This window comes from Methanothermobacter wolfeii (assembly GCF_025397995.1).
In the GTDB taxonomy this organism is placed as follows: Archaea; Methanobacteriota; Methanobacteria; order Methanobacteriales; family Methanothermobacteraceae; genus Methanothermobacter; species Methanothermobacter wolfei.
In genome coordinates this window covers 79,198-104,316 of record NZ_CP104550.1, presented here as the reverse complement: position 1 = coordinate 104,316, position 25,119 = coordinate 79,198, and the positions used below count along the sequence as shown (strand labels likewise).

At 50.8% G+C, this 25,119-nt stretch carries 20 protein-coding genes and 1 pseudogene; 10 read left to right on the top strand and 11 right to left on the bottom strand.

The features are described 5' to 3' along the window. The first annotated feature begins 24 nt into the window (after positions 1-24). Together mobB and moaA are read left to right on the top strand one after the other, a co-directional pair. Complete coding sequence (gene mobB / locus N5910_RS00540; protein ID WP_074358280.1) at positions 25-714, top strand: molybdopterin-guanine dinucleotide biosynthesis protein B; 690 nt, start codon at positions 25-27, stop codon at positions 712-714. A 5-nt stretch (positions 715-719) separates the two neighbouring features. Continuing rightward, positions 720-1,640: a GTP 3',8-cyclase MoaA gene (gene moaA, locus N5910_RS00535; RefSeq protein ID WP_074358279.1), complete on the top strand. Its 921-nt coding sequence runs from the start codon at positions 720-722 to the stop codon at positions 1,638-1,640. Positions 1,641-1,663: 23 nt separating this feature from the next. Here moaA and N5910_RS00530 read toward each other — a convergent pair whose 3' ends face one another. From N5910_RS00530 to nuoE, 4 genes and pseudogenes are all read right to left on the bottom strand, one after another. Then, positions 1,664-2,158 carry an NADH-ubiquinone oxidoreductase-F iron-sulfur binding region domain-containing protein gene (locus N5910_RS00530; RefSeq protein WP_261599639.1) on the bottom strand — a complete coding sequence of 165 codons (495 nt, stop codon included), beginning with the start codon at positions 2,156-2,158 and terminating at the stop codon, positions 1,664-1,666. A 51-nt stretch (positions 2,159-2,209) separates the two neighbouring features. Further along, on the bottom strand, positions 2,210-2,539 hold the full coding sequence (locus N5910_RS00525; RefSeq protein ID WP_261599867.1) for an SLBB domain-containing protein: 330 nt from the start codon (positions 2,537-2,539) through the stop codon (positions 2,210-2,212). 66 nt (positions 2,540-2,605) lie between these two features. Further along, a pseudogene (locus tag N5910_RS00520) lies at positions 2,606-3,087 on the bottom strand (NADH-quinone oxidoreductase subunit F); the annotation flags it as partial. A 509-nt stretch (positions 3,088-3,596) separates the two neighbouring features. Continuing rightward, a complete protein-coding gene (gene nuoE, locus N5910_RS00515; protein ID WP_074358278.1) occupies positions 3,597-4,043 on the bottom strand; it encodes an NADH-quinone oxidoreductase subunit NuoE in 447 nt (148 codons plus the stop codon). Between the two features lie 142 nt (positions 4,044-4,185). Between nuoE and fdhD the strand changes: the two genes are divergently transcribed. Then, positions 4,186-4,935: a formate dehydrogenase accessory sulfurtransferase FdhD gene (gene fdhD / locus N5910_RS00510; RefSeq protein WP_074359675.1), complete on the top strand. Its 750-nt coding sequence runs from the start codon at positions 4,186-4,188 to the stop codon at positions 4,933-4,935. A gap of 199 nt (positions 4,936-5,134) precedes the next feature. On the opposite strand, the gene hxlB is transcribed toward fdhD, so the two are convergent. Beyond that, a complete protein-coding gene (gene hxlB, locus N5910_RS00505; RefSeq protein WP_074358277.1) occupies positions 5,135-5,719 on the bottom strand; it encodes a 6-phospho-3-hexuloisomerase in 585 nt (194 codons plus the stop codon). 128 nt (positions 5,720-5,847) lie between these two features. On the opposite strand from hxlB, the gene N5910_RS00500 reads away from it, so the two are divergent. The 6 genes from N5910_RS00500 to N5910_RS00475 all read left to right on the top strand — a co-directional run bounded on the left by N5910_RS00500 (position 5,848) and on the right by N5910_RS00475 (position 12,749). Next, positions 5,848-6,696, top strand: a complete 849-nt coding sequence (locus N5910_RS00500; protein WP_074358276.1) for a LysR family transcriptional regulator — start codon at positions 5,848-5,850, stop codon at positions 6,694-6,696. A gap of 183 nt (positions 6,697-6,879) precedes the next feature. Next, positions 6,880-7,809 (top strand): carbohydrate kinase family protein, encoded by a 930-nt coding sequence (locus N5910_RS00495; protein ID WP_074358275.1) that lies wholly within the window; start codon positions 6,880-6,882, stop codon positions 7,807-7,809. A gap of 271 nt (positions 7,810-8,080) precedes the next feature. Next, positions 8,081-9,382, top strand: a complete 1,302-nt coding sequence (gene thiC / locus N5910_RS00490; RefSeq protein WP_074359674.1) for a phosphomethylpyrimidine synthase — start codon at positions 8,081-8,083, stop codon at positions 9,380-9,382. Positions 9,383-9,475: 93 nt separating this feature from the next. Then, positions 9,476-11,050: a lysine--tRNA ligase gene (gene lysS, locus N5910_RS00485; protein ID WP_074358274.1), complete on the top strand. Its 1,575-nt coding sequence runs from the start codon at positions 9,476-9,478 to the stop codon at positions 11,048-11,050. An 80-nt stretch (positions 11,051-11,130) separates the two neighbouring features. Continuing rightward, positions 11,131-11,640, top strand: coding sequence for a UGSC family (seleno)protein (locus N5910_RS00480; RefSeq protein ID WP_074358273.1), 510 nt, complete (start codon positions 11,131-11,133; stop codon positions 11,638-11,640). A gap of 5 nt (positions 11,641-11,645) precedes the next feature. Continuing rightward, entirely contained in the window at positions 11,646-12,749 is a 1,104-nt protein-coding gene (locus N5910_RS00475; protein ID WP_191216305.1) for a hypothetical protein, read from the top strand. A gap of 162 nt (positions 12,750-12,911) precedes the next feature. On the opposite strand, the gene nrdD is transcribed toward N5910_RS00475, so the two are convergent. The 4 genes from nrdD to N5910_RS00455 form a co-directional block, all read right to left on the bottom strand. Then, complete coding sequence (gene nrdD, locus N5910_RS00470; RefSeq protein WP_370518324.1) at positions 12,912-15,227, bottom strand: anaerobic ribonucleoside-triphosphate reductase; 2,316 nt, start codon at positions 15,225-15,227, stop codon at positions 12,912-12,914. 230 nt (positions 15,228-15,457) lie between these two features. After that, on the bottom strand, positions 15,458-16,360 hold the full coding sequence (locus tag N5910_RS00465) for a hypothetical protein (protein WP_191216304.1): 903 nt from the start codon (positions 16,358-16,360) through the stop codon (positions 15,458-15,460). Between the two features lie 96 nt (positions 16,361-16,456). Further along, positions 16,457-17,827: an adenylosuccinate lyase gene (gene purB, locus N5910_RS00460; protein ID WP_074358271.1), complete on the bottom strand. Its 1,371-nt coding sequence runs from the start codon at positions 17,825-17,827 to the stop codon at positions 16,457-16,459. 14 nt (positions 17,828-17,841) lie between these two features. Beyond that, entirely contained in the window at positions 17,842-18,000 is a 159-nt protein-coding gene (locus N5910_RS00455) for a preprotein translocase subunit Sec61beta (RefSeq protein ID WP_013294958.1), read from the bottom strand. Between the two features lie 178 nt (positions 18,001-18,178). On the opposite strand from N5910_RS00455, the gene polC reads away from it, so the two are divergent. Then, entirely contained in the window at positions 18,179-21,454 is a 3,276-nt protein-coding gene (gene polC / locus N5910_RS00450; RefSeq protein ID WP_261599866.1) for a DNA polymerase II large subunit, read from the top strand. Here the strand turns inward: polC and N5910_RS00445 are convergent. Then, positions 21,434-23,845, bottom strand: a complete 2,412-nt coding sequence (locus N5910_RS00445; protein WP_315901939.1) for a heavy metal translocating P-type ATPase — start codon at positions 23,843-23,845, stop codon at positions 21,434-21,436. The genes polC and N5910_RS00445 overlap by 21 nt on opposite strands. Beyond that, positions 23,835-25,055, bottom strand: coding sequence for a metal-dependent hydrolase family protein (locus N5910_RS00440; protein WP_261599638.1), 1,221 nt, complete (start codon positions 25,053-25,055; stop codon positions 23,835-23,837). Before N5910_RS00440 ends, N5910_RS00445 begins: the two co-directional genes overlap by 11 nt. Positions 25,056-25,119: the final 64 nt, after the last annotated feature.

Genomic DNA, 25,119 nt, shown 5'->3' with positions numbered 1-25,119 from the left:
TGATCAAAAGTGGAGGTTCCATTAATGAAGATTGTGGGAGTTACAGGTACAAAGGACAGCGGCAAGACTGTCCTTGTGGAGAAACTGGTTGAGGGACTTGCCGGTGAGGGCTACAGGACCGCCACCCTCAAGCACAGCCATGTAGGATTCGATTTCCCGGGCAGAGACACCGACAGGCACCGTAAAGCAGGTGCAGAGATCGTTGTGGGTGCCGGGAGGGAAACATTCTTTCTGCTGGAGAGGGAACTGGACCTTGAGGAGATAGTGGCCGTCATCGATGTCCTTGATGGTGTGGATTTCCTTATCGTGGAGGGCTTCAAGTCAATGGAGTATGCCAACTTCTCCACATCAACACCCAATGAGTTCACCCTGAAGGTGGTTGATCCCTTCAAGCTTGAGGATGTGGATGAACTCATTGACCTCATCAAAAGGAGAAGTTACGGTCTGCTGCAGGGCCTTGACTGTGGAAAGTGCGGTTTTAAGTCCTGCAGTGAATTTGCAGCCTCCAAGGTCAGGGGCTATGCTGATGAAGTGGACTGCAGGAGTCAGCCTGAAAAGGCCCTCCTCAGAATAAACGGACGGCCGGTGCCCATGAACCCCTTCGTCCAGGAGTTCATATCAAAGACAGTCCTCGGTATGGTTGACGCCCTGGATACAGAAAACCTTAAAATTGAGAAGGTTGATCTCATCATAAAGGTTCAGAGGAACAGATGATCTGAATGCATATCCAGGATAATTACAGGAGGCCCCTCCTATCCCTGAGGATATCCCTCACCAGTCGCTGTAATGTGAACTGTTTCTACTGTCACAGGGATGGGATTGTTCCATCTTCAGGGGAGATATCGGCAGATGATGTGAAAAACATATGCAGTGTTGCAGCGGATCTCGGTGTGAAGAAGATACGCCTCTCAGGTGGTGAGCCCCTGATCCGCAGCGACATAGTTGAGATAGTTGAGGGGATAAATGATGTGGGGTTCAGGGACATATCCATAACCACCAATGGAACCCTCCTTGAAGAATACAGCGGCCCCCTGAAGGATGCCGGACTTGACAGGGTCAACGTCAGTTTTGACACCCTCAACCCCGAAACGTACAGGTTCATAACAAAAAGGGATTATCTTGAAAGGGTTAAATCCGGTATAAAAAGCGCTGTGGATGCGGGTCTCTACCCTGTCAAGATAAACATGGTGGTTCTCAGGGGTGTGAATCATCATGAAATATGGGACATGTTCGATTTCTGCCGGGAAAATGGGGCTGTTCTTCAGCTTATAGAACTCCTGAAGACCGATAACTGTCCCGATGGCATGGACAGGTATCACTGTGACATGAACCGCATTGAAGAGAAGCTCTCAAGGATGGCTGATGAGATCAGGACCAGGAAGTTCATGCAGGACCGTAAAAAATACTATATAGGTGATGGTGAAGTCGAGGTTGTGAGGCCCATGGACAACACAAGGTTCTGTGCGAACTGCACTAGGCTCAGGGTTACCCCTGACGGCAAACTCAAACCCTGCCTCCTCAGAAACGATAACCTTGTTGACACCGGTGAGGCCCTCAGGAATAATGATACTGAAATGCTGCGCCGGCTCTTCCTTGAAGCCATAGGCAGAAGATCACCCTACTACCATCAGGACGGCTAGTTGATGGTGCTGGGTACAGCCCATCACCCATATGCGCCGGGAATCCTTAAAACAGCCTTCATTTTACAGATATCAAGACAAGAACCGCACTTAAGGCACCTTTCCTGGTTTATGACGTGTGCTTCATCCTTTGATCCTTTAATTGCATCTCCCGGGCAGACCTTAAGGCATGCCATGCACCCGTCGCATGCCTCAGGGTCAATCAGGTAGTGCATGAGTTTACTGCAGGCTGCTGCAGTGCACTTACCCTCCCGGAGGTGGTCCAGATACTCATTCTCAAAGTACCTCATTGTTGTTATAACGGGGTTTGGTGATGTCTGTCCGAGGCCGCAGAGTGAAGCTGCCTTCACGGTCTCTGCTATGTCCATGAGAATCCCTGTGTCCTCCTCTCTGCCCCTTCCCTCAACGATATCCTTCAGTATCATGAGCATCTGCCGTGTACCTATCCTGCAGGGGACGCATTTACCGCATGATTCCTTCTGTGTGAATTCAAGGAAGTACCTTGCAAGTTCAACCATGCATGTCCTCTCAGAGAGGACTGCACGGACGGGTTTTGTCCGCGTGGAGCATCAGAGTTCAACCATGCATGTCCTCTCAGAGAGGACCGCCAGTCCGCCTGAACCCATTATGGCCCCTGCAGAGGTCAGGGAGTCATAGTCAATCCTGGTGTCTGCAAGTTCTGCAGGAAGACATCCCCCTGATGGCCCGCCAATCTGCACAGCCTTGAGCTCACCGCCCCTCACACCTCCACCGATGTCAAATATCACCTCCCTGAGGCTTGTCCCCAGGGGCACCTCTATGAGGCCCGTCCTTCTGACATCACCCACAAGTGAAAATGTCTTGGTTCCCCTGCTCTCCTCTGTCCCTGTGGAACTGAAGTATTCAGGGCCCTGCTGCATTATCAGTGAAACGGCTGCAAGGGTCTCCACGTTGTTTATAACCGTGGGTTTGCCCCATAGACCCCTTGTGGTCGGGAATGGTGGCCTTGTACGTGGCATCCCCCTCCTTCCCTCAATGGATGCTATGAGTGCTGTTTCCTCACCGCAGACGAATGCGCCGGCTCCCTCCTTGATCCTTATATCGAGGCCGAATCCTGACCCGAGGATGTCCTCACCCAGGAGGCCTAGGCTCCTGAGTTCATCTATAGCTCCCCTGAGCCTTTCAAGCGCCAGGGGGTACTCTGCCCTGCAGTAGATGTATGCTTCGGAGGCTCCTAGGTGTATGATGCAATGATTATACCCTCAAGGAGTGCGTGGGGGTCGCCCTCTATAACGGACCTGTTCATGAAGGCCCCTGGATCTCCTTCATCGGCGTTGCATATGAGGTACCTTACCTCGGATTCCTCCTGGCGACAGAGGTTCCACTTGAGCCATGTGGGAAACCCTGCGCCTCCACGCCCCCTGAGCCCTGCCCTGCGTATATCCTCAATTATCTCCTCTGGTTCCATGTTCAGGGCCCTTATAAGACCCCTGTAGCCTCCTGTTGCCAGGTAGTGCTTTATATTCTCAGGGTCTATGAGGCCGCACCTTCTCAGTATCCTCCTTGACTGTCCCTCCATAAATTCAAGGTCATACTCGGGGCTGAATATACCGTCCCTGAAGCCTATATCCACGGTTCCAAGGGCGTCCCCGGTTTCCTGGCCCTCCACTACGTGTTCATCAACTATTCTCCTTGCAAGTTTCCCTGTGACCGGGCCATACACAAAGCCCCTGGTATCCCCGTTGAAGACCGTGACCATTGGTTCGGCGTAGCAGAGGCCCATGCATCCCGTGTGTATGATCCTGGCGTTCCCTGAGGCGTCCCTGATCCTCTTCTTCATTATATCTTCAATTTTAGATGCTCCTGCAGATCTTCCACAGGTGGCTGAGCCCAGGAGGATTACAGGATCCCCCATGAATAGTTCCATGTATTCACTTATAGAATCCTCTAAAAACTTTTCAAACATCTAAGACACTCTTATGATTTTTTAGGGAAGATTTTACTGACCCTGGATGGTTTTATACGGGACACCACGTCCTGGTTAACCATCGCACACGGGGCAAGGGAACAGCACCCTATACATCCCACCGACTCCAGGGAGTACTCCATGTCATCTGTGACATCACCCTCCTGAATGCCAAGGTGCCTCTCAATTGCATCCATGACCTGATCGGCACCCTTCACATGACATGCTGTACCCGTGCATACCATTATATGCTTCTTACCCCTTGGTTTAAATCTGAACTGGGCATAGAAGGTTGCGACTCCATATACATGGGTCCTGCTTAGTCCCGTGAACCTCGCGATTGCCTCCATTGCCTCCTCAGGTAGGTAGCCGTAAAGGTCCTGAACCTCCTGAAGAAGAGGTATGAGGTCTGATTCAGACCCGCTGTACCTTGAAAGTATTTCATCAAGTCTAGCCATTCAAAACCTCCAGAATGATAAGATAAGAGTCCCCTCTGTATTTTTCTGTTTATGTGAATAGAACTGAACATCTACTTAATTGTTGAAGTACAAGGTAGATATATGTTTTTAGAGTTTGATGTGGATGAAGTGGGGTGTTGACATGGCAATGTACAGAGAAGTTGATGCAATACGCGTGGATACCGAAAAGAGGAAGGTTGCTGAAAGGGTAGTTAATGATATGGAGGTTCACCTTAAAATAAATGAAACAGTTTCACAGCGTTTCACCACGAGCCCCGATGCCCTGAGGGAATTTGCAACCGGTTACCTACTGGGGGAGGGTCTTGTTGAATCTGTTGATGATATAATCTCGGTGGAAATCCGTGAAAACATGGTTGATGTCAGGATAGACCTTGAAGACTTTGATATACGTAGCGAACTTGTAATGGGTTCTGACTGTTTCGGAGGCTGGAGGCACCGTGTTGAAATGGTTGAGCCTGTGGAATCAGATTTCCAGGTCCATAAGGATGACATATTCAGTGCCTTCCAGAGGATGGTTAAGTCTGCTGTGGTCTGGAGGACCACCGGAGGTACTCATGTGGCCGCCCTTGTAACTGAAGATGATTTCATGATATTTGAGGATGTGAGCAGACATGTTGCCGTTGACAAGGCTATAGGGTCCGGTGCAATCAATGGGGTGGACTTCTCAGAGAGTTTCATTGTTTACAGCGGGAGGATGCCCGCTGACATGCTCATAAAGGTTGCGCGTGTCGGTGTCCCAATCATAGCATCAAACGCAGCCCCCACATCCTCTGGTTACGAAGCCGCCGCCGAGACCGGCCTCACAATGCTTGGATTTGTCCGCGGGAAAAGATTCAACATCTACAGCCATCCAGAAAGGATCATAATATAGTAGGGGTCCCTGGTAGATAAAGTCCCTGTCACTCCCTTAACCTTTCTTTCTCTTTAACAAGCCCTCAAGATGATAAAGTCCCTGATGAGTGCCGCCAGGAAATATAATGATGAATCAGATGTCCTCATGCAAAGAAAAAAACCTCTATAAACCTTCGGAAAACAAAATTAGAGGACGATATATGCAAATGGATAGTTCATCATTCAAAGACGCTGTGTCTCCTGTTAAGGTCCTCCTCCCTTTTATCAAGACGATCCATGAGTTCCGCTATGAGTCCATCAAGAAACACCAGTGCCGATATCTCAAAGAGCGTCCCCAGAGGTGTTCTTGAGTGATGGTTACCCCTTATCTGCCTTGTCATGTAGTCCTTCTCACCATCAATCTTGGTCCTTCCCCTTATGGTTACCGTGAGGTTCGAAACCTTCCCGAGATCAGAGTCAGGGTATGATGTTATCGCCACCACCCTGGCACCCCTCTCTCGGGCTATACCCGCTGCATTGACGATGTAACTGGTCCTGCCCGACCCTGATATTGCGATCAGTACATCACCCTCATTTATTGCAGGGGTTATGGTTTCCCCTACAACAAAGACGTTTATCTCAAGGTGCATGAGCCTCATGGCAAAGGCCTTTGCAACCAGTCCGGACCGCCCGAAGCCCAGTACAAAGACGTTGCTGGCTGATGTCAGGGTTTCAATCAGCCTGTTAACAGTTTCCTCATCAATACTGTTCTCCATATCCCTAAGATTATTTATTATATCATTGATGGCCTCTTTTATTATCATCCGAAACACCTGAACTCACTTTAACATTAATTTGATTATTACCATCCAGACACCTGAACTCAGTTTAATATTGAAGATAAAATTAATTAATAGATGATTTGACCTCACATCTGATAAAGGTGTTCCCCATGGATATAAGGCCCCTCCCTGGTATGGAAGTAGACGGTCATGAATTTGATCACAGATTATTTGAAACCCTTAAGGCGATATCCGAGACCTTCTCCCAGAGGAGGGCGTCGAGGATGCTTGGTGTAACCCCCCAGGTCCTTAACAGGAGGGTGCTGCGAGCCGAGTCCCTCCTTAACATGAAACTCGTAAGGAGGAGCGGCGCTGGTTCGGAGCTTACACCTGAAGGCTCTGAACTGCTCAGGTTATATGAGCGTCAGATGAACCTCCTGGAACCATCAGACAGGATAATGGTCGCTGCAGGGTACACGTCATCCGTTCTTGCAGAGCTGGTCCTTGAAGCATCAGGGACAGAAGGATCACTTTTCTCATCCTCTGCCACCGACTCCTTCCATCTTGCAGGAAAGAGCCGCCTAGACATGATCTTCCTTGACGACCCCATCCATGCATACCGCAGGGATCTTGATTTCGTGCCTGTGGCCTACGACCACCTTGTACTTGTCGGGATGGATGCCGGGGACGTCACCGAACTTGATGGAGCATCCTTTGTTGAGGTTGCTGACTCACCCCAGAGGCTTGCCTGGGAGGTTCTCTCTGACACCGGGATCGACTTCAGAATCGTTAAGACCGTGAGGTCCCCGCTGCAGGCATACAGGCTTGTTGAGAGAACCCCCGGGCTTCTAACATTCCTCAGCGGAAGCCAGTTTGAGGGGTCCGGCGTACTCAGTGATGAAACAAGGCACGTTATAAGTCTTGTAAGGTGCGATGATAGGGCTGATTCCCTTGTTGATTTCATACTTGGTGATGGTCAGGAAACCGTTGCTGAAGCCGGTTTTGAGCCGCTCCAGTGAGCATGTGTTTAACGAACAATCAACGATATAAGATCCTCCTCCAGAATATAATTCCATGGCCCCGTCGTCATGATTAATAACCGACGAGCCTTAACACCATATGGTGGTCTGGAAATCCCTGATTCTCGGTTCCATGATTTCCAGTTATATTAATTCGCAATTTGCAGTTCCCGGGTGATTTCATTGAATGAGATAGACCTTCTTGCCGTTGGACATACCGCCTTTGACTATATAATACAGCTGGATGAATTTCCAGAACCAAATTCATCGACAGCCATAAAACGTATGAAGAACTTTCATGGGGGTGCCGCTGCAAACGTGGCGGTTGTCGGGTCAAAGCTTGGCCTCAGAACATCACTGGTATCTGCAGTTGGCGGTGACTTCCCGGAGTCAGAATACAGGAGATTCCTTGATTCCATGGATGTGGAAACCGGTTCAATGATCACCGTGCCCGGGGAGAGGACCCCGACAGCATTTGTCATGACAGACTCCCATCACAATCAGATCAGCTACTTCTACTGGGGCGCTGCAAGGTACTTCAGGGAATCCAAGGTTCCTGAAGGTGCCATTAGAGCTGCACGTGCAGTTCACCTTGCAACAGGCGACCCATCATTTAACTGCAGGTGCGGTGCCCTTGCAAGGAGCCTTGGAAAGGTGATCTCCTTTGACCCGGGCCAGGACCTGCACATGTACTCCAGGGACCAGCTGGAGGATGCTGTGAGGACCTGTAACATACTCTTCGGGAACCACCATGAGATCGACAGGATCACAGGTAAACTTTCCATGAAAGTTGACGAACTCAGGGAAATCGGACCCGAAATCATTGTGAAGACCTACGGTAAAAGGGGAAGTAGGATCTATGCAGATGAAACCATAAAGGTTGATGCCATCCCCAGGGACGCCGTTGATCCCACAGGGGCCGGTGACTCCTATCGTGCAGGGTTCATGAGGGCCTACCTCTCAGGGGCTGACCTTGAAACCTGTGGAAGGTTTGCATCTGCAGTTGCATCCTTCATAGTTGAGGCTGAGGGCACCCAGACAAACATACCCGACTATGATGCTGTCCTCAGGCGCTTCACTGAACACTGGGGCTACGACCCCATGCTGGAGTAGGATGCTGGGGCAGGGAATTATTAACCCGGACGGGAACCCTCAGGCTCGTCTATGCTCCCGTCGAGGTCTATGTGGCAGGGAATTATTAACCCGGACGGGAACACATAGTTTTTATAAATGTAGCCATTAATATATGATCCTATGATCCACAAGATACCGAGGGCCAGGGGCCTACTGTAAACTGATTCCCATGATACCCGGGACCATGAAAGGGCCGGATGTGGACCCCACAGCACCCGGGATATGGGCTGATCCAGAGAACGGTGATGATATGACTCAGATGGATGAAGCTAAAAAAGGTGTTATAACAGATGAAATGAAAGCGGTGGCAGAGGCAGAGAATGTCACCCCCGAATTTGTCAGGAGAGGGGTTGCCAGTGGTAAAATAGCCATCCCAAGCAACCTGAACAGGGAAGACGTTAAACCCGTGGGTATAGGTGAAGGTTTAAGGACCAAGGTTAACGCAACCATCGGGACCTCAACAGACATCGTGGACTTTGAAATGGAAGAAAAGAAGGCCATGGTTGCAGTTGAAAACCAGGCCGACACCCTCATGGAACTCTCAGTTGGCGGAGACCTTGATGAAATAAGGAGGCGTATACTGGACCTTTCACCAATACCTGTTGGAAGCGTACCGGTCTATCAGGCAGCCGTTGAAACTATACGGAAGGAGGGCGCCTCCATCTACATGGACGAGGATGTCATGTTCAAGGCAATTGAGAAGCAGGCAAAGGACGGTATAGACTTCATGGCAATCCACTGCAGTGTTAACAGGGAAACCCTCAGGAGGCTCAAGAGACAGGGACGTGAAGGTGGACTTGTCAGCAGGGGCGGTGCCTTTGTATCAGCCTGGATGGTTGAAAACGGACTTGAAAACCCCCTATACGAGAACTTTGATTACATCCTGGAGATTGCCAAGGAACACGACTTTGTAATGTCAATGGCCAATGCAATGCGTGCAGGTGCCATTGCAGACTCAACCGACAGGGCGCAGGTCCAGGAGCTCATAGTCCTTGGGGAACTAATAGACCGTGCAAGAGAGGCTGGAGTCCAGACAATAGTTGAGGGACCCGGACACATACCCCTGAATGAGATAAAGGCCAACGTGATACTCCAGAAGAAGCTCTGCCGCGGAGCACCATTCTACATGCTCGGACCGATAGTCACGGACATAGGCGCCGGTTATGACCATATAGTCTCATCAATAGGGGCAGCGGCATCTGCAGCCGCAGGAGCCGACTTCATATGCTATGTTACACCTGCAGAACACCTTGCACTCCCATACCCTGATGATGTGAAGGAGGGTGTCATCGCAACAAGGATAGGTGCATATGTGGGCGACATGGTCAAGGGGATCCACAGCGGTGAAAGGGACCTTGAAATGGCCAACGCCCGTAAAAAACTGGACTGGTCCGCCCAGTTCGACGCTGCCATGTGCCCCGCCGATGCCATGCGTATAAGGGATGAGAGGCCACCTGAGGATCCTGACACCTGCACCATGTGCGGTAACTACTGTGCAGTCAAAATCGTGAATGAATGGCTTGACAGTGCAGATGACAGGATATTCGACTGAAAAAACTCTCATTTTCCACAAACATAATATATTTTAATATTTAAATTTTATATCAGATTACGCTGATTCTATTCATTTTTACAGGTGATCTGCTTGAAACACTGGATTGAAAGGATAGCTGATGAACTCAAGGAAAGGGATGTTGATGAGCACGTTGTCGCAAGCGGCACATCCATCTCAGGATCAATACATATAGGGAACTCATGCGACGTTTTCATTGCAAGTTCAATCGCCAAGACACTTCAACATGACGGATTCCGATCAAGGACTGTCTGGGTGGCTGATGACCATGACCCCCTCCGTAAGGTGCCATATCCCCTCCCTGAAGACTATGAGAAGTACCTGGGGATGCCCTACTCCATGATACCATGCCCTGATGACTGCTGTGAGGGCTTTGTGGAACACTTCCAGAGGCCCTTCCTGGAGGCCCTTGAAAGGTTCAATATAAGTGTTGAGCACTACTCAGGGGCCAGGATGTACATGGACGGCCTCTACAACGACTACATAAGAACCTCCCTTGAAAGGGCTCATGAGATAAGGGAGATATTCAACAGGTACCGTGAAAGGCCCCTGAAGGAGGACTGGCTACCTTACAATCCCATCTGCGAGAAATGCGGAAGGGTCAACACCACCGAGGCATATGATTTCAGTGGCGACACCGTCCACTACCGCTGCAGCTGCGGATTCCAGGGTGAGATGGATATAAAGTCAGGGCGGGGTAAGCTAACCTGGAGGGTTGAGTGGGCTGCAAGGTGGAAGATCCTTGGTGTTACCTGCGAGCCCTTCGGAAAGGATCATGCAGCAAGTGGAGGATCCTATGACGTGAGCAGCGTGATATCAGAGGAGATATTCGGTTACCCCGCCCCCTACCCTGTGCCCTACGAGTGGATAACCCTCAGGGGGGAGGCCATGTCCAAGTCCCGCGGCGTATTCTTCACACCAAGCCAGTGGCTTGAAATAGCCCCCCCTGAAAGCCTCAACTATTTCATATTCAGGAGCAAGCCCATGAAACACAAGGACTTCAACCCTGAAATGCCCTTCCTTGACCTCATGGACCAGTTCGACCGTGCTGAGAGAATCTACTATGGCCTGGAGGAAGCCGCGTCAGAGAAGGAGGAGAAAAAACTGAAGATTATCTACAGGGTGTCCATGATAGAGGAATCTGATCTGCCCCTGAGGCCATCCTACAAGTTCATGACGGTTGCCTGCCAGATTGCAGACAGTGACCTTGAAAGGCTCTATGATATACTCAGGAGGAACTCCCAGCTCCCTGGAGAGTTCATGGATATGGAACCCGGGGACCTCAGTGAAGGCCAGGTCAGGCAGCTGAAGGAGAGGATCGAGAACGTGAAAAACTGGCTGGAACTCTACGCCCCTGAATTCCTGAAATTCGAGGTTCAGAAGGAGCTGCCTGATGTTCAGCTTTCAGACGCCCAGAGAAGCTTCCTATCTGAACTCGCAGATATCCTTGAGGACTGGGAGATGGGCCCCGAGGAGCTCCATGACAGAATGTACGACCTTCTCAGGGAACACGGCCTGAAGCCCCAGAAGGCATTCCAGGCCATCTACAGGGTGCTTATAGGTAAAAAGATGGGGCCAAGGGCGGCATCCTTCCTCCTCTCCCTGCAGAGAGACTTTGTGGTGAGAAGACTGAGGTTAGAGGCATAGGAAGACTGCGAGAACGGGTTTTGTCCGTGTGGAGCATCAGATGAGAAGACTGAGGTTAGAGGCATAGGAAGTGGACGCCTATGAAGGTCAGGATTGTTGAAAGGGATGTTATGGATCCCCTTGCAGATACAGCCATGGAAGAAACCCCCGTGAACCCCATCAGGGATGTTGGGAAGGTTTCCCTCCTGGACAATACCAAACCTGGAGCCGATATTATACTAAGAACCGTCGAGGAAAGCCTTTCAGGGTTCAGTACAGTCTGGGCTGAGAAACCGGCAGGTGCGCCTGCAGAGGAGGATCAGATCGGGGTGGCTGCCGGGGCCGATCTCTGCATCCTTGCCCTTGGGGACTGCGGTTCATGCACAACCTGGGTGATACTTGATGCCATACGCCTGGAGGGGATGGGTGTCCCCACAATCTCCATCTGCTCTGACAGGTTCCGGGAATACGCCAAGAGACTCGCTGCAGCACACGGAATGCCCGGGCTGAGGATTGTTGAGATAGGCCACCCGATAGCTGGCATTGAACCTGAAGCTGTCCGAAAAAAGGCTGATGGAATCATTGGAGACATAATGGAGTATCTGGGGTGAATCCTGTGAAGATTGATAAATCATGCGGATGCCTTATAGACGACCTCCTTGATGACAATCGGCTTTGCGGTTCATCACCGGAGGACATGAAGGTCATGGTTGACCCTGATCCGGAGAGGATAAGCCTTGACTTCTACCAGAAGAAATTCACAGATGGACTCCCCGTGATACCCCCAACACAGGCCAGGGTGAAGAAGTTCTACCATTACAGCAGCAGGGAACCTGATGATGTGATAGCCGTGCTGCCGCCAAGGATGGGTAAGGCCACCGTTGAGAAGGTTGCCGTGAACGCGGTCATGGCCGGATGCCTGCCCGGGATGATGCCCCTCCTTGAGGCATGCATTGAGGGGATGTCAAGGGAAGAGTTCAACCTTGCAGGGATAAACGCCACAACCCACCCGGTTGCCGTTGGAGTTATTGTTAATGGACCCGCAAGGGATGAACTTGGTTTCAACTCTGCCGATGGCTGCCTGGGTCCAGGGAACCTTGCCAATGCAACCCTGGGTCGTGCCATCAGGCTCTGCCTCATTAACATTGCGGGTGCCATCCCAGGAGTGGGTGACCATGCAACCATGGGCTCCCCTGCAAAATACGCCTTCTGTCTAGCTGAAAACGAGTCCATGAGTCCATGGGAACCCCTTCATGTTGAAAGGGGTTTTGATGCCTGTGAGAGTACCGTGACGGTCCTTGGTATGGAGGCCCCACACAACGTGAATGATCACCGGAGCAGGACCCCCGAGGACCTCCTTGATACCGTGGTGCACACAGCCTCAACCGCCGGGTGCAACAACAGCCACGTCCCTGGTGAACTCCTGGTCATCATGAGCCCTGAACACGCAGAGACCGTCGCATCACATGGATGGAGCCGGGAGGACGTCAGGAACTATATACATGAAAGGGCGCTGGTACCGGCACCCCTGGGGGACCGTGGCGGCAGGAAACTTGATTACAGCCTCGTGGTGGATGATATGGTCCCAGTAACAGGAAGCCCGGATGATGTTGTCCTTGTGGTTGCAGGTGGAGCTGGAAGGCATACAATGATAGCCCATGGATTCGGGGGTTCATCAGAGTCCCAGACAGTCCCTGTGGAACTCAAAAAAATGGATTAATCCTCCACCTAACCGAATTTAATTTTATGGACCTGATTTCAGATACGGCTGATTTTAAAATTAAAGAAAGTTCAAGTCTTCTCTCTTAAGATTGAAGCAATGGGAGCAAATATTAATCCTTCTATTAAAATAAAAAGGAGTTCAGGCGGATGTGAGGTGAAATTACAGGTTTATCCTTCTCCGGTCCAGCAGCTCCTGCTGTTTACCCCTGTTCCATCCCCCGCTTGAGGACTTGGCCCTTCCAACCTGCTGAACGTATCCTGTTATACGGTCGTACCATTCAACATCATCCCTCTCACCGCATGCAGCGCAGGAATCCTGAAGACCCCTCATAAGGGTTTTGCACCGGAGGCAGAAGCTCAGGGCGTTGCTGTAGGCCCAGAATCCAATGTCACTGTTCCTGCATATCTTCCTTGTGAGGCCTTCAAGGGCTTCAGGGTCTGGTCTGGCCTCGCCGAGCCAGGCGTTGAATATGTGGCCTCCGGGTGTGAGTGGATGGTACTTCTCCTCAATCCTTATCTTCTCAATTATATCAACCTCTGCATCCACAGGGGTGTGGCTTGAGTTGGTGTAATAGTAGGCTCCCCGGGTTCCCTGCAGCACCGCCTCCTCAGGGTAATGTTCATGGTCAAGCATTGCAAATCGGTGGGCTGTGGATTCGGCCGGTGTCTGGAGCACGCTCCACCTCCACCCGGTCTCGGCTTTAAGTTCCGCTGCACGTTCGTTTATGTGCTCTATCACCCTGAGGCCCAGCCTGTTTGAATTCGGGTCCTGTATACCGCTTCCGGTATGGTACTGGAGCATCTCGTTAAGGCCTGTGAAGCCGAAGCTCATTGTTGCATTCTCAACCCTGTAGTAGCGTTCACCGTCGATTTCCTGGGAGAGGAATGGCAGGAGGTGGTAGTCGTTGAGGCAGCGAAGACCCTGCTCTCTCCTTATCCTCAGAACTTCCACAGCCATGTCAATGTACTCATCGAGGTACTCGAAGAGTTCATCATCATCCCCTGACTGGTAGGCTATCCTGGGGAGGTTCAGGGTTACATATGCAAGGTTACCTGTCCTCAGACAGTCTCGGTCCCAGTCCCCGGTCCAGTTATCAGCGAGGCTCGTCCTGCACCCCATGTAGTTGGCCATGTCTCCGCGGTAATCGGCAAGCATGTTTATGAAGTAGGCTGTCCCGTACTTGGAGGCGAGTTCATGGACCAGGCGGAGTTCCTCATCGAACTCCCCGCTGAGGGTCTCCCTCCTTATTGAGTAGATGGTGTTCGGGAAGAGGTGGGGTTTTCCATCGGCGTCGCCCTCAAGGAGGACCTCGGTGAATGCCCTTGTAAGGAGTCTTGCCTCATCAGCAAAGTCCCCGTAGACCCCTGCACGTTCACCCCTGGGGCCGTAGGCCGGTTCATCCTCAAGGAACTCCGGGACCCCGAATTCAAGGTTTATGCTGGTGAAGGGGACCTGGCTGCCCCTTGCAGCGTAGGCCATGTTGAGGTTAAATATGAACATCTGGACTGCCTGTTTGATCTTCTCATAGGGGAGTCCCGCTGCAAATGGGGCGACGAAAACGTTCCATAGGCTCATTGCCTGACCACCTGACATGTTCTGCTGGGATGCCAGCATTATCTCCCCTGCATGGTTCATGAGCGTCTCAAGGTGCTTTGGGGGTCCAGCTACTGATGTGTGGTCACCGGTTCCGTCAACTCTCAGGCCGTGCCTTATGAAAAGGCGGAGGTCATGCTGGAGGCAGTTAAGGGGCCTTGCAGCGAAGAATTCAAGGTCGTGTATGTGTATGTCGCCTGACATGTGGGCGTCTGCAAGTCCTGATGGGAGTATGTGGAGAAGAGTGTACTGTTTCAGGGCCTCATCAGCCACGTATTTGTGTACCGTTTCCGGGTTGTGGATCATGTTGGCGTTGTCCCTTGAACCGTTCTCGATGAGGTTCGCGATGTTGTATACAGGGATACCGAGACGCGTGTACCTTTTCCTGAGGGTTTCAAGGCCATGCTCTATGAGTTTGGTGTTCACAACCTCCCTTATCATTGGGGCTGTGAGGTACTCGACGTTCAGTTTCTTGAGTTCCTTCCACACCTCTGATGCTATCTCCTCTGCAACCTCCGGGGAGGCTCCCGCCTCCCTTATAAGGTTCTCCTCAATCTTTTTCTGGTCAAAGGTCTCTATTTTATCCCTTGAAGTCCTGACCCTCAGTCTGTTGGCTGCAAGGTACCTGTCTGCAAGGTCCTCATCCACCTTCCTGAGGGAGTCGTATACAAGGATCTTTATCTCCTTGGTTGTTATCCCGTTGTAAACGGACCTTGCAACCTCTGAGGCCACGTTTTCAGATGTCCAGAGGCTGGCTCCAAGGTTAAGGAGGGATTTTACCAGTTTCTCATGGCTGAACTTTTCCCTTATGCCGTTGTTCTTAAGTACACATGTCTCTGCCTTTGTAGGTATGGCAGCTAAAAGTCGTGAATCATCAATCACCCAATCACCACAAACTCCTTCTCAAAAAACTTGATATGTTATATGTTCCTCACCATATAAAAAATAAACTATGAACACTTTGGAAGACCCTTTGAGGATATAACCAGTTAATAACCCCTTTATAAATCATTCGGTAAATATTATTATATATTTTTATTAATAAAGGATTTATACTATGAAACTGTTCGTATAAAAGAATTAAGTAGAATTATATTCCACCAATCAGGGCACTATTCTAGCCTTATCTGGACGGCGCCTATCCTTGGTGCGAGGACATTGTAGAAGAGGGCTGTAACCGCATACACTATGAAGGAGTAGATGAAGAGCGCCACCGTCAGAACAACCAGTGCAATTAGCCCTGCAGTGAAGTCCCCTCCAATTGCTGAGAAGATGAGTATCACTATTCCCACTATTAAACCTATGAATGCTGCTATTGACCCTGTTATGAGTCCCAGGGGTATGGCCTCGATCCTGTCTATGCTCACAAGGCCGTCACTGATCTCCGTGAGCTTCACCTTTATGGTTGTGATCTTTGACGCGAGGAAGTTGTATAGCAGGATAACCACAGCGATCACTATGAAGGATGCTATGAACGTCATTATTGGTGCTAATATTATGTTCAGGATGGTTCCAAGTGCCGTTGCAGAGCCAAGGGCTGCCATGCTTGACATGGCTGATGGGTCAAGGGTATTTGCTATGTTAACGATTGCGTTGAGGAATACCCACTGCAGGGGGGCTACCAGAAGCTGGTATATGAATGAGAGGAGCGCTGCCACCGCAGAGAGTATCAGTGATGTGCTCACAACGTCAAACGATTCAACCTGCTCCATGTCGATGAGGCTGAGCTTGATGCCTCCAAGGCGTGGTGTAAGTCCATTGTAGATGAAAGCCCTCAGAAAGGACTCCACTATGCTCACCAGGAACACCCCGACGGGTAACACGACAAGCCCGGCAACTGATATCCCTGTAATTATCCCCTTAAGAGCCCCCAGTTCGGCTGGAAGTACCGATGATATGCCTCCTGCGAATATGAGGAACAGGATGGCGGCTATGAATCCCCATATCGCCCCTATGGAGGAGTTCATTATGGTGTAAGGAACAACCCTTACAGATTTTATCTCCTTTAACTGCATTTTTTATCACCATATTTATGTATGGAATAAAAATGCATATAACTTTTATGAAAAATTTTACTGTAAAAAATTTTACTGTAATTTATTAATGATCCATCAGGTTCCTCCATAACCCTCCTGTAACCATTTCTCTGATTCCTCAAGAACCCTGCCAACGATCCTTAAAGCTGAGCCAATGTAGGTGGCTGGATTCATGATCTCATCAAGCTCGCCGGCTTCAAGGTACTCCATTATTTCAGGCCTCTCAAGGACGGCTTCCTTCAGGGTTTTACCTGTCCTGTTGGCCTCAATGGCACATTCACGTACCCTTGCATAGGCTGTCTGGCGCCCCATACCCCTCCTTGTGAGTTCAGCCATCAATCTCTCAGCCATTATAAGGCCCCCTGTAAGGTTAAGGTTCCTCTCAATGTTTTCAGGATAGAACACAAGGTTCTCAAGGACATCAAGGGTCAGTTTAAGAATATAATCCGTCAGTATGCATGCCTCAGGTAGTATGATCCTCTCCGATGATGAATTTGTGAGGTCCCTTTCATGCCAGAGTGGATTGTTCTCAAGGGCAGCCACGACGTAGGACCTTATAACACGTGCAACGCCACATATCCTCTCCGCAGTTATCGGGTTCATCTTATGGGGCATTGTACTGCTTCCAACCTGCTTTTCAGGGTCAAATTTCTCCCCTATTTCCATTATCTCTGTCCTCTGAAGGTTCCTTATTTCAAGGGCTATCTTGTCAAGGGTTGTGGCTATATTGGCCAGCACCATGATGAACTCTGCATGGTTATCCCTCTGGACAACCTGGTTTGATATGAGGACGGGTTCAAGTCCCAGTATCTCCGATACCCTCTCATGTACCTTAAGGCCATCCTCTCCTAGGGCCGCTGTTGTCCCGACGGCACCCGTCATCATACCCACACACACCCTCCCCCTGGCTGCGTCAAGGCGCTCGATATGCCTTCGGATCTCATCTGCCCAGAGGGCGAACTTCATACCATAGGTTGTGGGGAGCGCATGCTGCCCGTGGGTCCTGCCAATACAGACGTTCTCCTTGTTCTCACGGGCCAGTCCAAGGAGAACCTTCATGACCCTCACCAGTTTATCCCTGAGGACCTCTATTGATTCCCTGATGAGGAGGGAGTTTGATGTGTCAACGATGTCATTGGAGGTTGCACCGAAGTGTACATACTCTCCGGCTTCACCCCCACACTGCTCTGCAAGGGCCTTCACGATGGAGGCTATGTCATGACGGGTCTCCCTCTCAATCTCATTGACGCGTTCAAGTTTCACGAAATCCGTGCTTGCCCTGCTGACTATCTCAGCCGCAGCGTCCTCCGGTATAATTCCAAGTTCACCCTCTGCCCTTGCAAGGGCTGCCTCCACGTCAAGCATCTTCTGGAGTTTATTCTCTGCTTCCCATATGCTCTTCATTTCAGGGGTTCCGTACCTGAACTCAATGGGGTGTATGGCCATCTTAACACTCCTGTTTAACCTGAGAATCTAAGTACAAGACAGAAAACTGCCAGTATTATGCTCATAACCACTACCTGTTCAGGGGTGAGTTTCGGTCCCTTGGTTTCCTCTTCAAAGTACCTTACAAGACCTGCTCCGCTTGGTGGAAGTGTCTTCTTATCCTTCTTAGCCATGAAAAATCACCATTATAATATGATAAAAATCTTATTATATCTCTGGCAACACCATATAATATAAGTTTCACCCGGATGCAGGTAAAATTAAACTCCTTAATTTACCGGATTAGAGCTGCGGTGCCATACCCCCCTAAGAGGAGGGTTAAGAGAAACCGTTTATGTGTGATGGATCATGATGGAATACTTCCAGGAACTTGAAAGGGAAACAGAACGCCTCTATGAAATTGCACGGAGGGCAAGGTCAAAGGGTCTTGATGTGAGCACCAGTCCAGAAATACCCCTTGCAAAGGACCTTGCAGAACGTGTGGAGGGTCTTGTTGGTCCAGAGGGGATAGCTGAAAGAATAAAGGAACTTGAAAATGATAAGAGCCGTGAAGAGGTCGCATTCCAGATAGCTGCCGAGATAGCATCCCAGCCCGTGGCCGATGATGATATCGGTGAAAGGGAGAGGCTGGCTGACCAGGCAATCAGAACAGCCCTAGCAATCCTGACGGAGAGTGTTGTCGCAGCCCCCCTTGAAGGTATAGCAAGGGTCAGGATAAAGGAGAACTTTGACAGGACAAGATACCTTGCAGTCTACTTCGCAGGGCCCATAAGAAGTGCAGGGGGTACGGCCGCTGCACTATCAGTTCTCGTAGCTGACTACATACGCCTTGCAATCAAACTTGACCGTTACAAACCCATCGAAAGGGAAATAGAACGCTACGTTGAGGAGGTTGAACTCTATGAATCCGAGGTCACGAACCTCCAGTACTCACCAAAACCAGACGAGGTAAGGCTTGCAGCAGGGCACATACCCGTGGAGGTGACGGGTGAACCAACAGATAAGGTTGAGGTGTCACACCGGGACCTTGAAAGGGTTGAAACAAACAACATCCGCGGCGGAGCCCTCCTTGCCATGGTTGAAGGCGTCATACAGAAAGCACCCAAAGTCCTCAAGTACGCCAAACAGCTGAAACTTGAAGGCTGGGACTGGCTTGAAAAGTTCTCAAAGGCCCCCAGGAAGGATGAAAGTGAGGATAAGGTTGTTGTGAAGGCTGACAGTAAGTACATTGAGGATATAATCGGGGGTAGACCCGTCCTTGCATACCCCTCAGAGAAGGGTGCCTTCAGGTTGAGGTACGGGCGTTCAAGGAACACCGGCCTTGCAGCCATGGGCGTTCACCCCGCAACCATGGAGCTGCTCCAGTTCCTTGCAGTGGGGACCCAGATGAAAATTGAAAGACCTGGTAAGGGGAACTGTGTCGTTCCGGTTGACACCATCGATGGCCCCATTGTCAAACTGAAAAACGGTGACGTTTTAAGGGTTGAGGATACTGAAACCGCCAGGAAGATCCGTTCAGATGTCCAGGAGATCCTCTTCCTGGGTGATATGCTGGTGGCCTTCGGGGAGTTCCTCAGGAACAACCACGTCCTGATGCCTGCTGGCTGGTGCGAGGAGTGGTGGATACAGACGATAATGTCCTCAGAGACATACCCTGATGACGACCCCCTCAACCTCTCCTATTACAGTCATAACTGGATGGAATTCATCCCTAATGCTCCGGAGGCCTTCAAGATCTCAAGGGAGTATGATGTTCCCCTACACCCCCGTTACACATACTTCTACCATGATGTCACCGTTGAAGAACTGAACATCCTCAGGAAATGGCTTAAAACAGCCGAACTCGGAGATGAACTTGCCCTCAGCCTCGGGCCCGAGAAGAGGATACTTGAGGTCCTGGGAGTACCCCACAGGCAGAAGGGATCCAGGGTTATCATCGGATACGATGATGCATATGCACTCATAAACACCCTGGCGGGGCCCCTTGAAAAATCAGATGACAGTGTTGATGCCATCAACAGGGTTTCCCCTGTGAGGATAATGAAGAAGGCCCCCACCTACATAGGTAGCCGTGTCGGCAGGCCAGAGAAGACCAAGGAACGTAAAATGAGGCCCGCCCCCCATGTACTGTTCCCCATAGGCAAGTATGGGGGCAGCAGACGTAACATACCCGACGCCGCAAAGAAAGAATCCATCACGGTGGAGATTGGAAGAGCAACGTGCCCGTCATGCCGGGTGAGCTCGATGCAGTCAAAATGTCCCAGCTGCGGCTCAAGAACCGTGATAGGTGAGCCCGGGAAGAGGACAATCAACCTTGCAGCCCTCCTTAAAAGGGCCTCTGAAAACGTATCCGTCCGTAAACTGGATGAAGTAAAGGGGGTTGAGGGGATGATATCCAGTGACAAATTCCCTGAACCCCTTGAAAAGGGCATACTCCGTGCTAAAAACGAGGTTTACACCTTCAAGGACGCCACCATACGCCATGACTCCACGGATCTTCCCCTCACACACTTCACACCCGCGGAGGTGGGGGTTGATGTTGAAAGGCTCAGGGAGCTGGGCTATACAGAGGACTGCTACGGCCGTGAACTTGAAAGCAGTGACCAGATACTTGAACTGAAGGTCCAGGATGTTGTCATATCAGAAAACTGCGCTGACTACCTTGTTAGGGTTGCTAACTTCGTTGACGACCTCCTTGAAAGGTTCTATGGCCTTGAAAGGTTCTACAATGTTAAAAGGAGGGATGACCTTGTGGGTCACCTTATAGCAGGTCTTGCCCCTCACACATCAGCCGCTGTCCTTGGAAGGATAATAGGCTTCACAGAGGCCTCAGCATGCTACGCCCACCCATATTTCCACTCAGCCAAGAGGAGGAACTGTGACAGTGACGAGGACTCGGTGATGCTCCTGCTTGACGCCCTCCTGAACTTCTCAAAGTCCTACCTTCCAAGCACTAGGGGCGGGAGCATGGACGCCCCCCTGGTTCTCTCAACAAGGATAGACCCCGAGGAGATTGATGATGAATCACACAACATAGACACGATGGACATGATCCCCCTTGATGTCTATGAAAGGAGCTTTGAACATGCAAAACCCACAGAAGTCCTTGATAAGATAGACAACGTTGAAAAGCGCCTTGGAACACCGGAACAGTATCAGGGTCTCATGTTCTCACATAACACATCCAGCATACACGCCGGTCCCAGGGTATGCCTCTACAAGCTGATCCCGAGCATGAAGGAAAAGGTGGAGTCCCAGATAACCCTTGCAGAGATGATAAGGGCCGTGGACCAGAAGGGGGTTGTTGAGGGTGTCCTGATGTCCCACTTCCTCCCGGACATGATGGGGAACATAAGGGCCTTCTCCAGGCAGAAGGTCCGCTGTACAAGGTGCAATAAAAAGTACCGGCGGATACCCCTGACAGGGGAGTGTAAATGTGGGGGTAATCTTGTACTCACGGTCTCCAAGGGCTCAGTTATAAAGTACCTTGAAATATCAAAGGACCTTGCATCCAGATACCCCATAGACCCCTACCTCATGCAGAGGATTGAGATACTTGAATACGGGGTTAACTCCCTCTTTGAGAGTGACAGGTCAAGGCAGAGCTCACTTGATGTCTTCCTCTAACTCCAGCTTCAGCATCCGTGCATGGGGTGTGTACCTGCGCAGCATGAGGGAGAGTGACACCACGGTGACTGAACTCAGTGCCATTGCAAGGCCTGCATATTCAGGCCTGAAGACCAGGCCCAGTGGGTGGAGCAGACCCGCCGCCAGCGGGATGAGCATGGTGTTGTAGGCGAAGGCCCAGAAAAGGTTCTGTTTTATCCGTGACATGACCCTTGATGCGAGCTGAAGGGCTGCTGCGGCGTCCAGTGGATCATCACCCACAAGTACAACTTCCCCGGCCTCCCTTGCAACATCAGTGCCGCTTCCGATGGCCAGGCCCAGGTCTGCAGCTGCAAGGGCCGGAGCATCATTTATACCATCGCCAACAAAGGCCACCCCCTCCCCCTTCCTCCTGAATTCTGAAACAATATCGGCCTTATCCCCTGGAAGGACCTCCGAGATTACATTGTGGATTCCTATTTCCCCTGCAACGGCTTCGGCGGTTTTACGGTTGTCACCCGTAACCATAACAGTATCAACACCCATCCTTCCCAGTTCACGGACAGCCAGATATGAACCTGGCTTTATAGTGTCAGATACAGCTATAAGTCCCCTAAGGGCTCCGTCGGCGGCGACCATCACCACCGTCCTTCCCCCTGACTCCAGTTCATCAATTTTATCCATGAGGGGGTCCAGGGGTACGTTGAAATCCCTCATGAGGGCCCTGTTACCTGCAAGTACCAGGCATGACCCTGTCCCATCCGGTCCCGTGGATCTGACTTTACCTGTAAGGCCCATGCCTGGGATGCTCCTGAATTCCTCCACTTCAGGGACTTCCAGGCCCTCAAGGGAAGCCATCCTGGTTATGGCCTCTGCTATGGGGTGCCTTGACTTCCTTTCAAGGGCTGCGGCCAGTACAAGTGAATCCTCACCTATAATCTCAGTGACCTCTGGTTTTCCCTCTGTGAGTGTCCCTGTTTTATCAAAAAGCACCACCGATACTCTTTCGGAGACTTCAAGTGCCTCACCCTTCTTTATGAGTATGCCGAGTTCGGCTCCTCTCCCTATACCTGCGGTGACCGCCGTTGGTGTTGCAAGGCCAAGGGCGCATGGACAGGCGACCACGAGGACCGAGACAAGCACGGTCACCGAGAAGAGCAGGCCCGCGTCCATGATGAAGTACCAGAAGATTGAGGCTGATGCTGCAACCAGGAGCACTGCAGGGATGAAATATGAGACCGCCCTGTCAGCTATCCTCTGGATCTCTGGCTTTGATGCCTGGGCCTCATCAACAAGCCTTATTATCCCTGCAAGGAAGGTTTCTGAACCTGTGCGTTCAACCCTGAATTTAAGAACACCATCTGTGTTGATGGTGCCTGCTATGACCTCGGAGTCCCTCTCCTTGAGGACGGGGAGTGTTTCTCCGGTTATCATTGATTCATCAACGTATGATGTTCCCTCAAGGACCCTGCCATCTGCGGGTATCCTGTCCCCGGGTCTTACAATTACAAGATCACCTGTATTTATCTCATCGGCCCTGACCTCAACCTCCTCCCCATCCCTTATAAGGGTGGCGGTGTCTGGCTGTAACTCCATAAGCCTCCTTACAGCCTCTGATGTCTTACCCTTGGCCCTTGCCTCAAGGTATCTTCCAAGGGTGAGGAAGGATGCCAGCATCAGGGCTGTCTCATAGAACATGAACTCTGATGGGAGTATGCCTGCTGTTCCAAGGAGGCTGGATAGGAAGGCAACACCTATACCCATGGAGTACATTACATCCATGTCAAGGGTCCCTGCCCTCAGAGACCTCATGGCCCCCCTGAATATTGGTTCAGAGACATAGATGAATGGGGCCAGAGAAACAAGTAGCATGAAAATGTCCTCAGGGACCGGCAGGGGGATGTGGAGGTACATGATGGCCATCAGGGGTATTGAGACTCCGAACCCTGCTATTATCCTCCTCTTCCTTGGTGAGAGGTCCTCCTCGAGTTTGTCCTCATCAGAGTCGAGGACATGGTAACCGAGTCCCTCAATGACCTCCCTGAACCTCCCAGGGGATGTCAGGGATGGGTTGTAGCTTATGTAGGCCCTTTCAGCTGCAAGGTTAACGGTCGCGCTGCTTATCCCCTCGATCCCTTTAAGTTCTGATTCTATCTTCCGGGCGCACATGGCGCAGCTCATGCCACCGATCCTCAGGGTGATCCTGTCATTGAGGACCCTGTACCCTGCATCCTCAACTGCGGCCTCTATTTCTTTAAGTTTCACCTTTTCCGGGTCGTATTCAACCGAGACCTTCCCCTCCACAAGGTTCACCGCTGCCCCATGGACGCCCTCAATTCTCCTCAGGGCTTCCTCGATCTTTGCAGCGCATGCGGCGCAGCCCATTCCCCCGATTCTGATACTAATCTTCATCATCATCCCCCTGAGACCTGTACACCCTTCCATCCTTCACTACCCATAGTATGCTTTCACGGTCTGCAAGGCCCCCTATTTCCTCGAGGGGGTTGACGTCTGTTATGACAAGGTCAGCATATTTTCCTGCTTCTATGCTCCCTATCCTGTCATCCCATCCCATGCACTCGGCTGCTCTGATTGTACCTGCCCTTAGGGCTTCAAGGGGGTCCATCCCTATATCCACAAGGTATTCAAGTTCCCTGAGGTTTTCTCCATGTCCAATTACCCCTGAATCCGTCCCCATAACCATTTTAACACCCTCTGCGTGGGCTGTTTCCATGTTTTCCCTGTGGACCCTGGCAACCTCTATGGCGTCCCTGCGGCTGTACTCTGGCAGCTCATCCCTTTGGGCCCTCCTGCAGTTGACCCTGGTTACAAGGAATGTGGGTACAAGGTAGGTTCCCATTTCAGCCATGTGGCGGGCTGTTTTTTTATCAATGTATGTTCCATGTTCCACCGAGTGGACCCCTGCCTTGAGGGAGTTTTTTATACCCTCGAGGCCATGGGCGTGTACCATGACCCTCCTGTTCCTGAAGGATGCCTCTTCAACTATCGCTGCAAGTTCCTGGACCGTGAACTGTGTATCTGATGGGCTGTCTGTGCTGCTCATAACGCCCCCTGTTGCCATGACCTTCACCACCTCCGCACCATCCCTCAGGACCTCCCTTGTCTTCTTCCTGGCAGAGGATACTCCGTCACAGATCCCTGATGGAAGTCCAGGGTAGGTTCTTTCAAGGTTGAGTCCTGAGGGGGTGTGGAAGTCAAAGTGTCCCCCTGTAATTGAAAGGGGAGTTACGCTTATCTGGATACGGGGTGATGGGATTATACCAGCTTCCGCTGCCATTTTAACACCCCTGTCTGCCAGTCCAGCGTCCCTCATCGTTGTAACCCCTGCCTCGATTGTTGACCTCATGTTAAGGGTTGCCCTGTAGAAATAGAGGGATAGGGGGTCATCAAGTTTGCTTTCAACCCTGAAGCCGTCCTCCATCAGGTGCACGTGCAGATCCACAAAGCCCGGGAGGATGAATTTATCTGAAGCATCAATGATGTTCTTCCCATTTATATGTCTCTTCACGGCCTTTATCCTGTTATTCTCTACTAGGATGGATCTCCTGTTGTGTTCGCCTGTTTCAAGATTCAGGACTTCCCCCCTGATTATCATTTCCATGAGAACACCCTTATTACATCAATCCTTAAATATCTCTGTGAGGCATATTAATTATTTGGGTGAT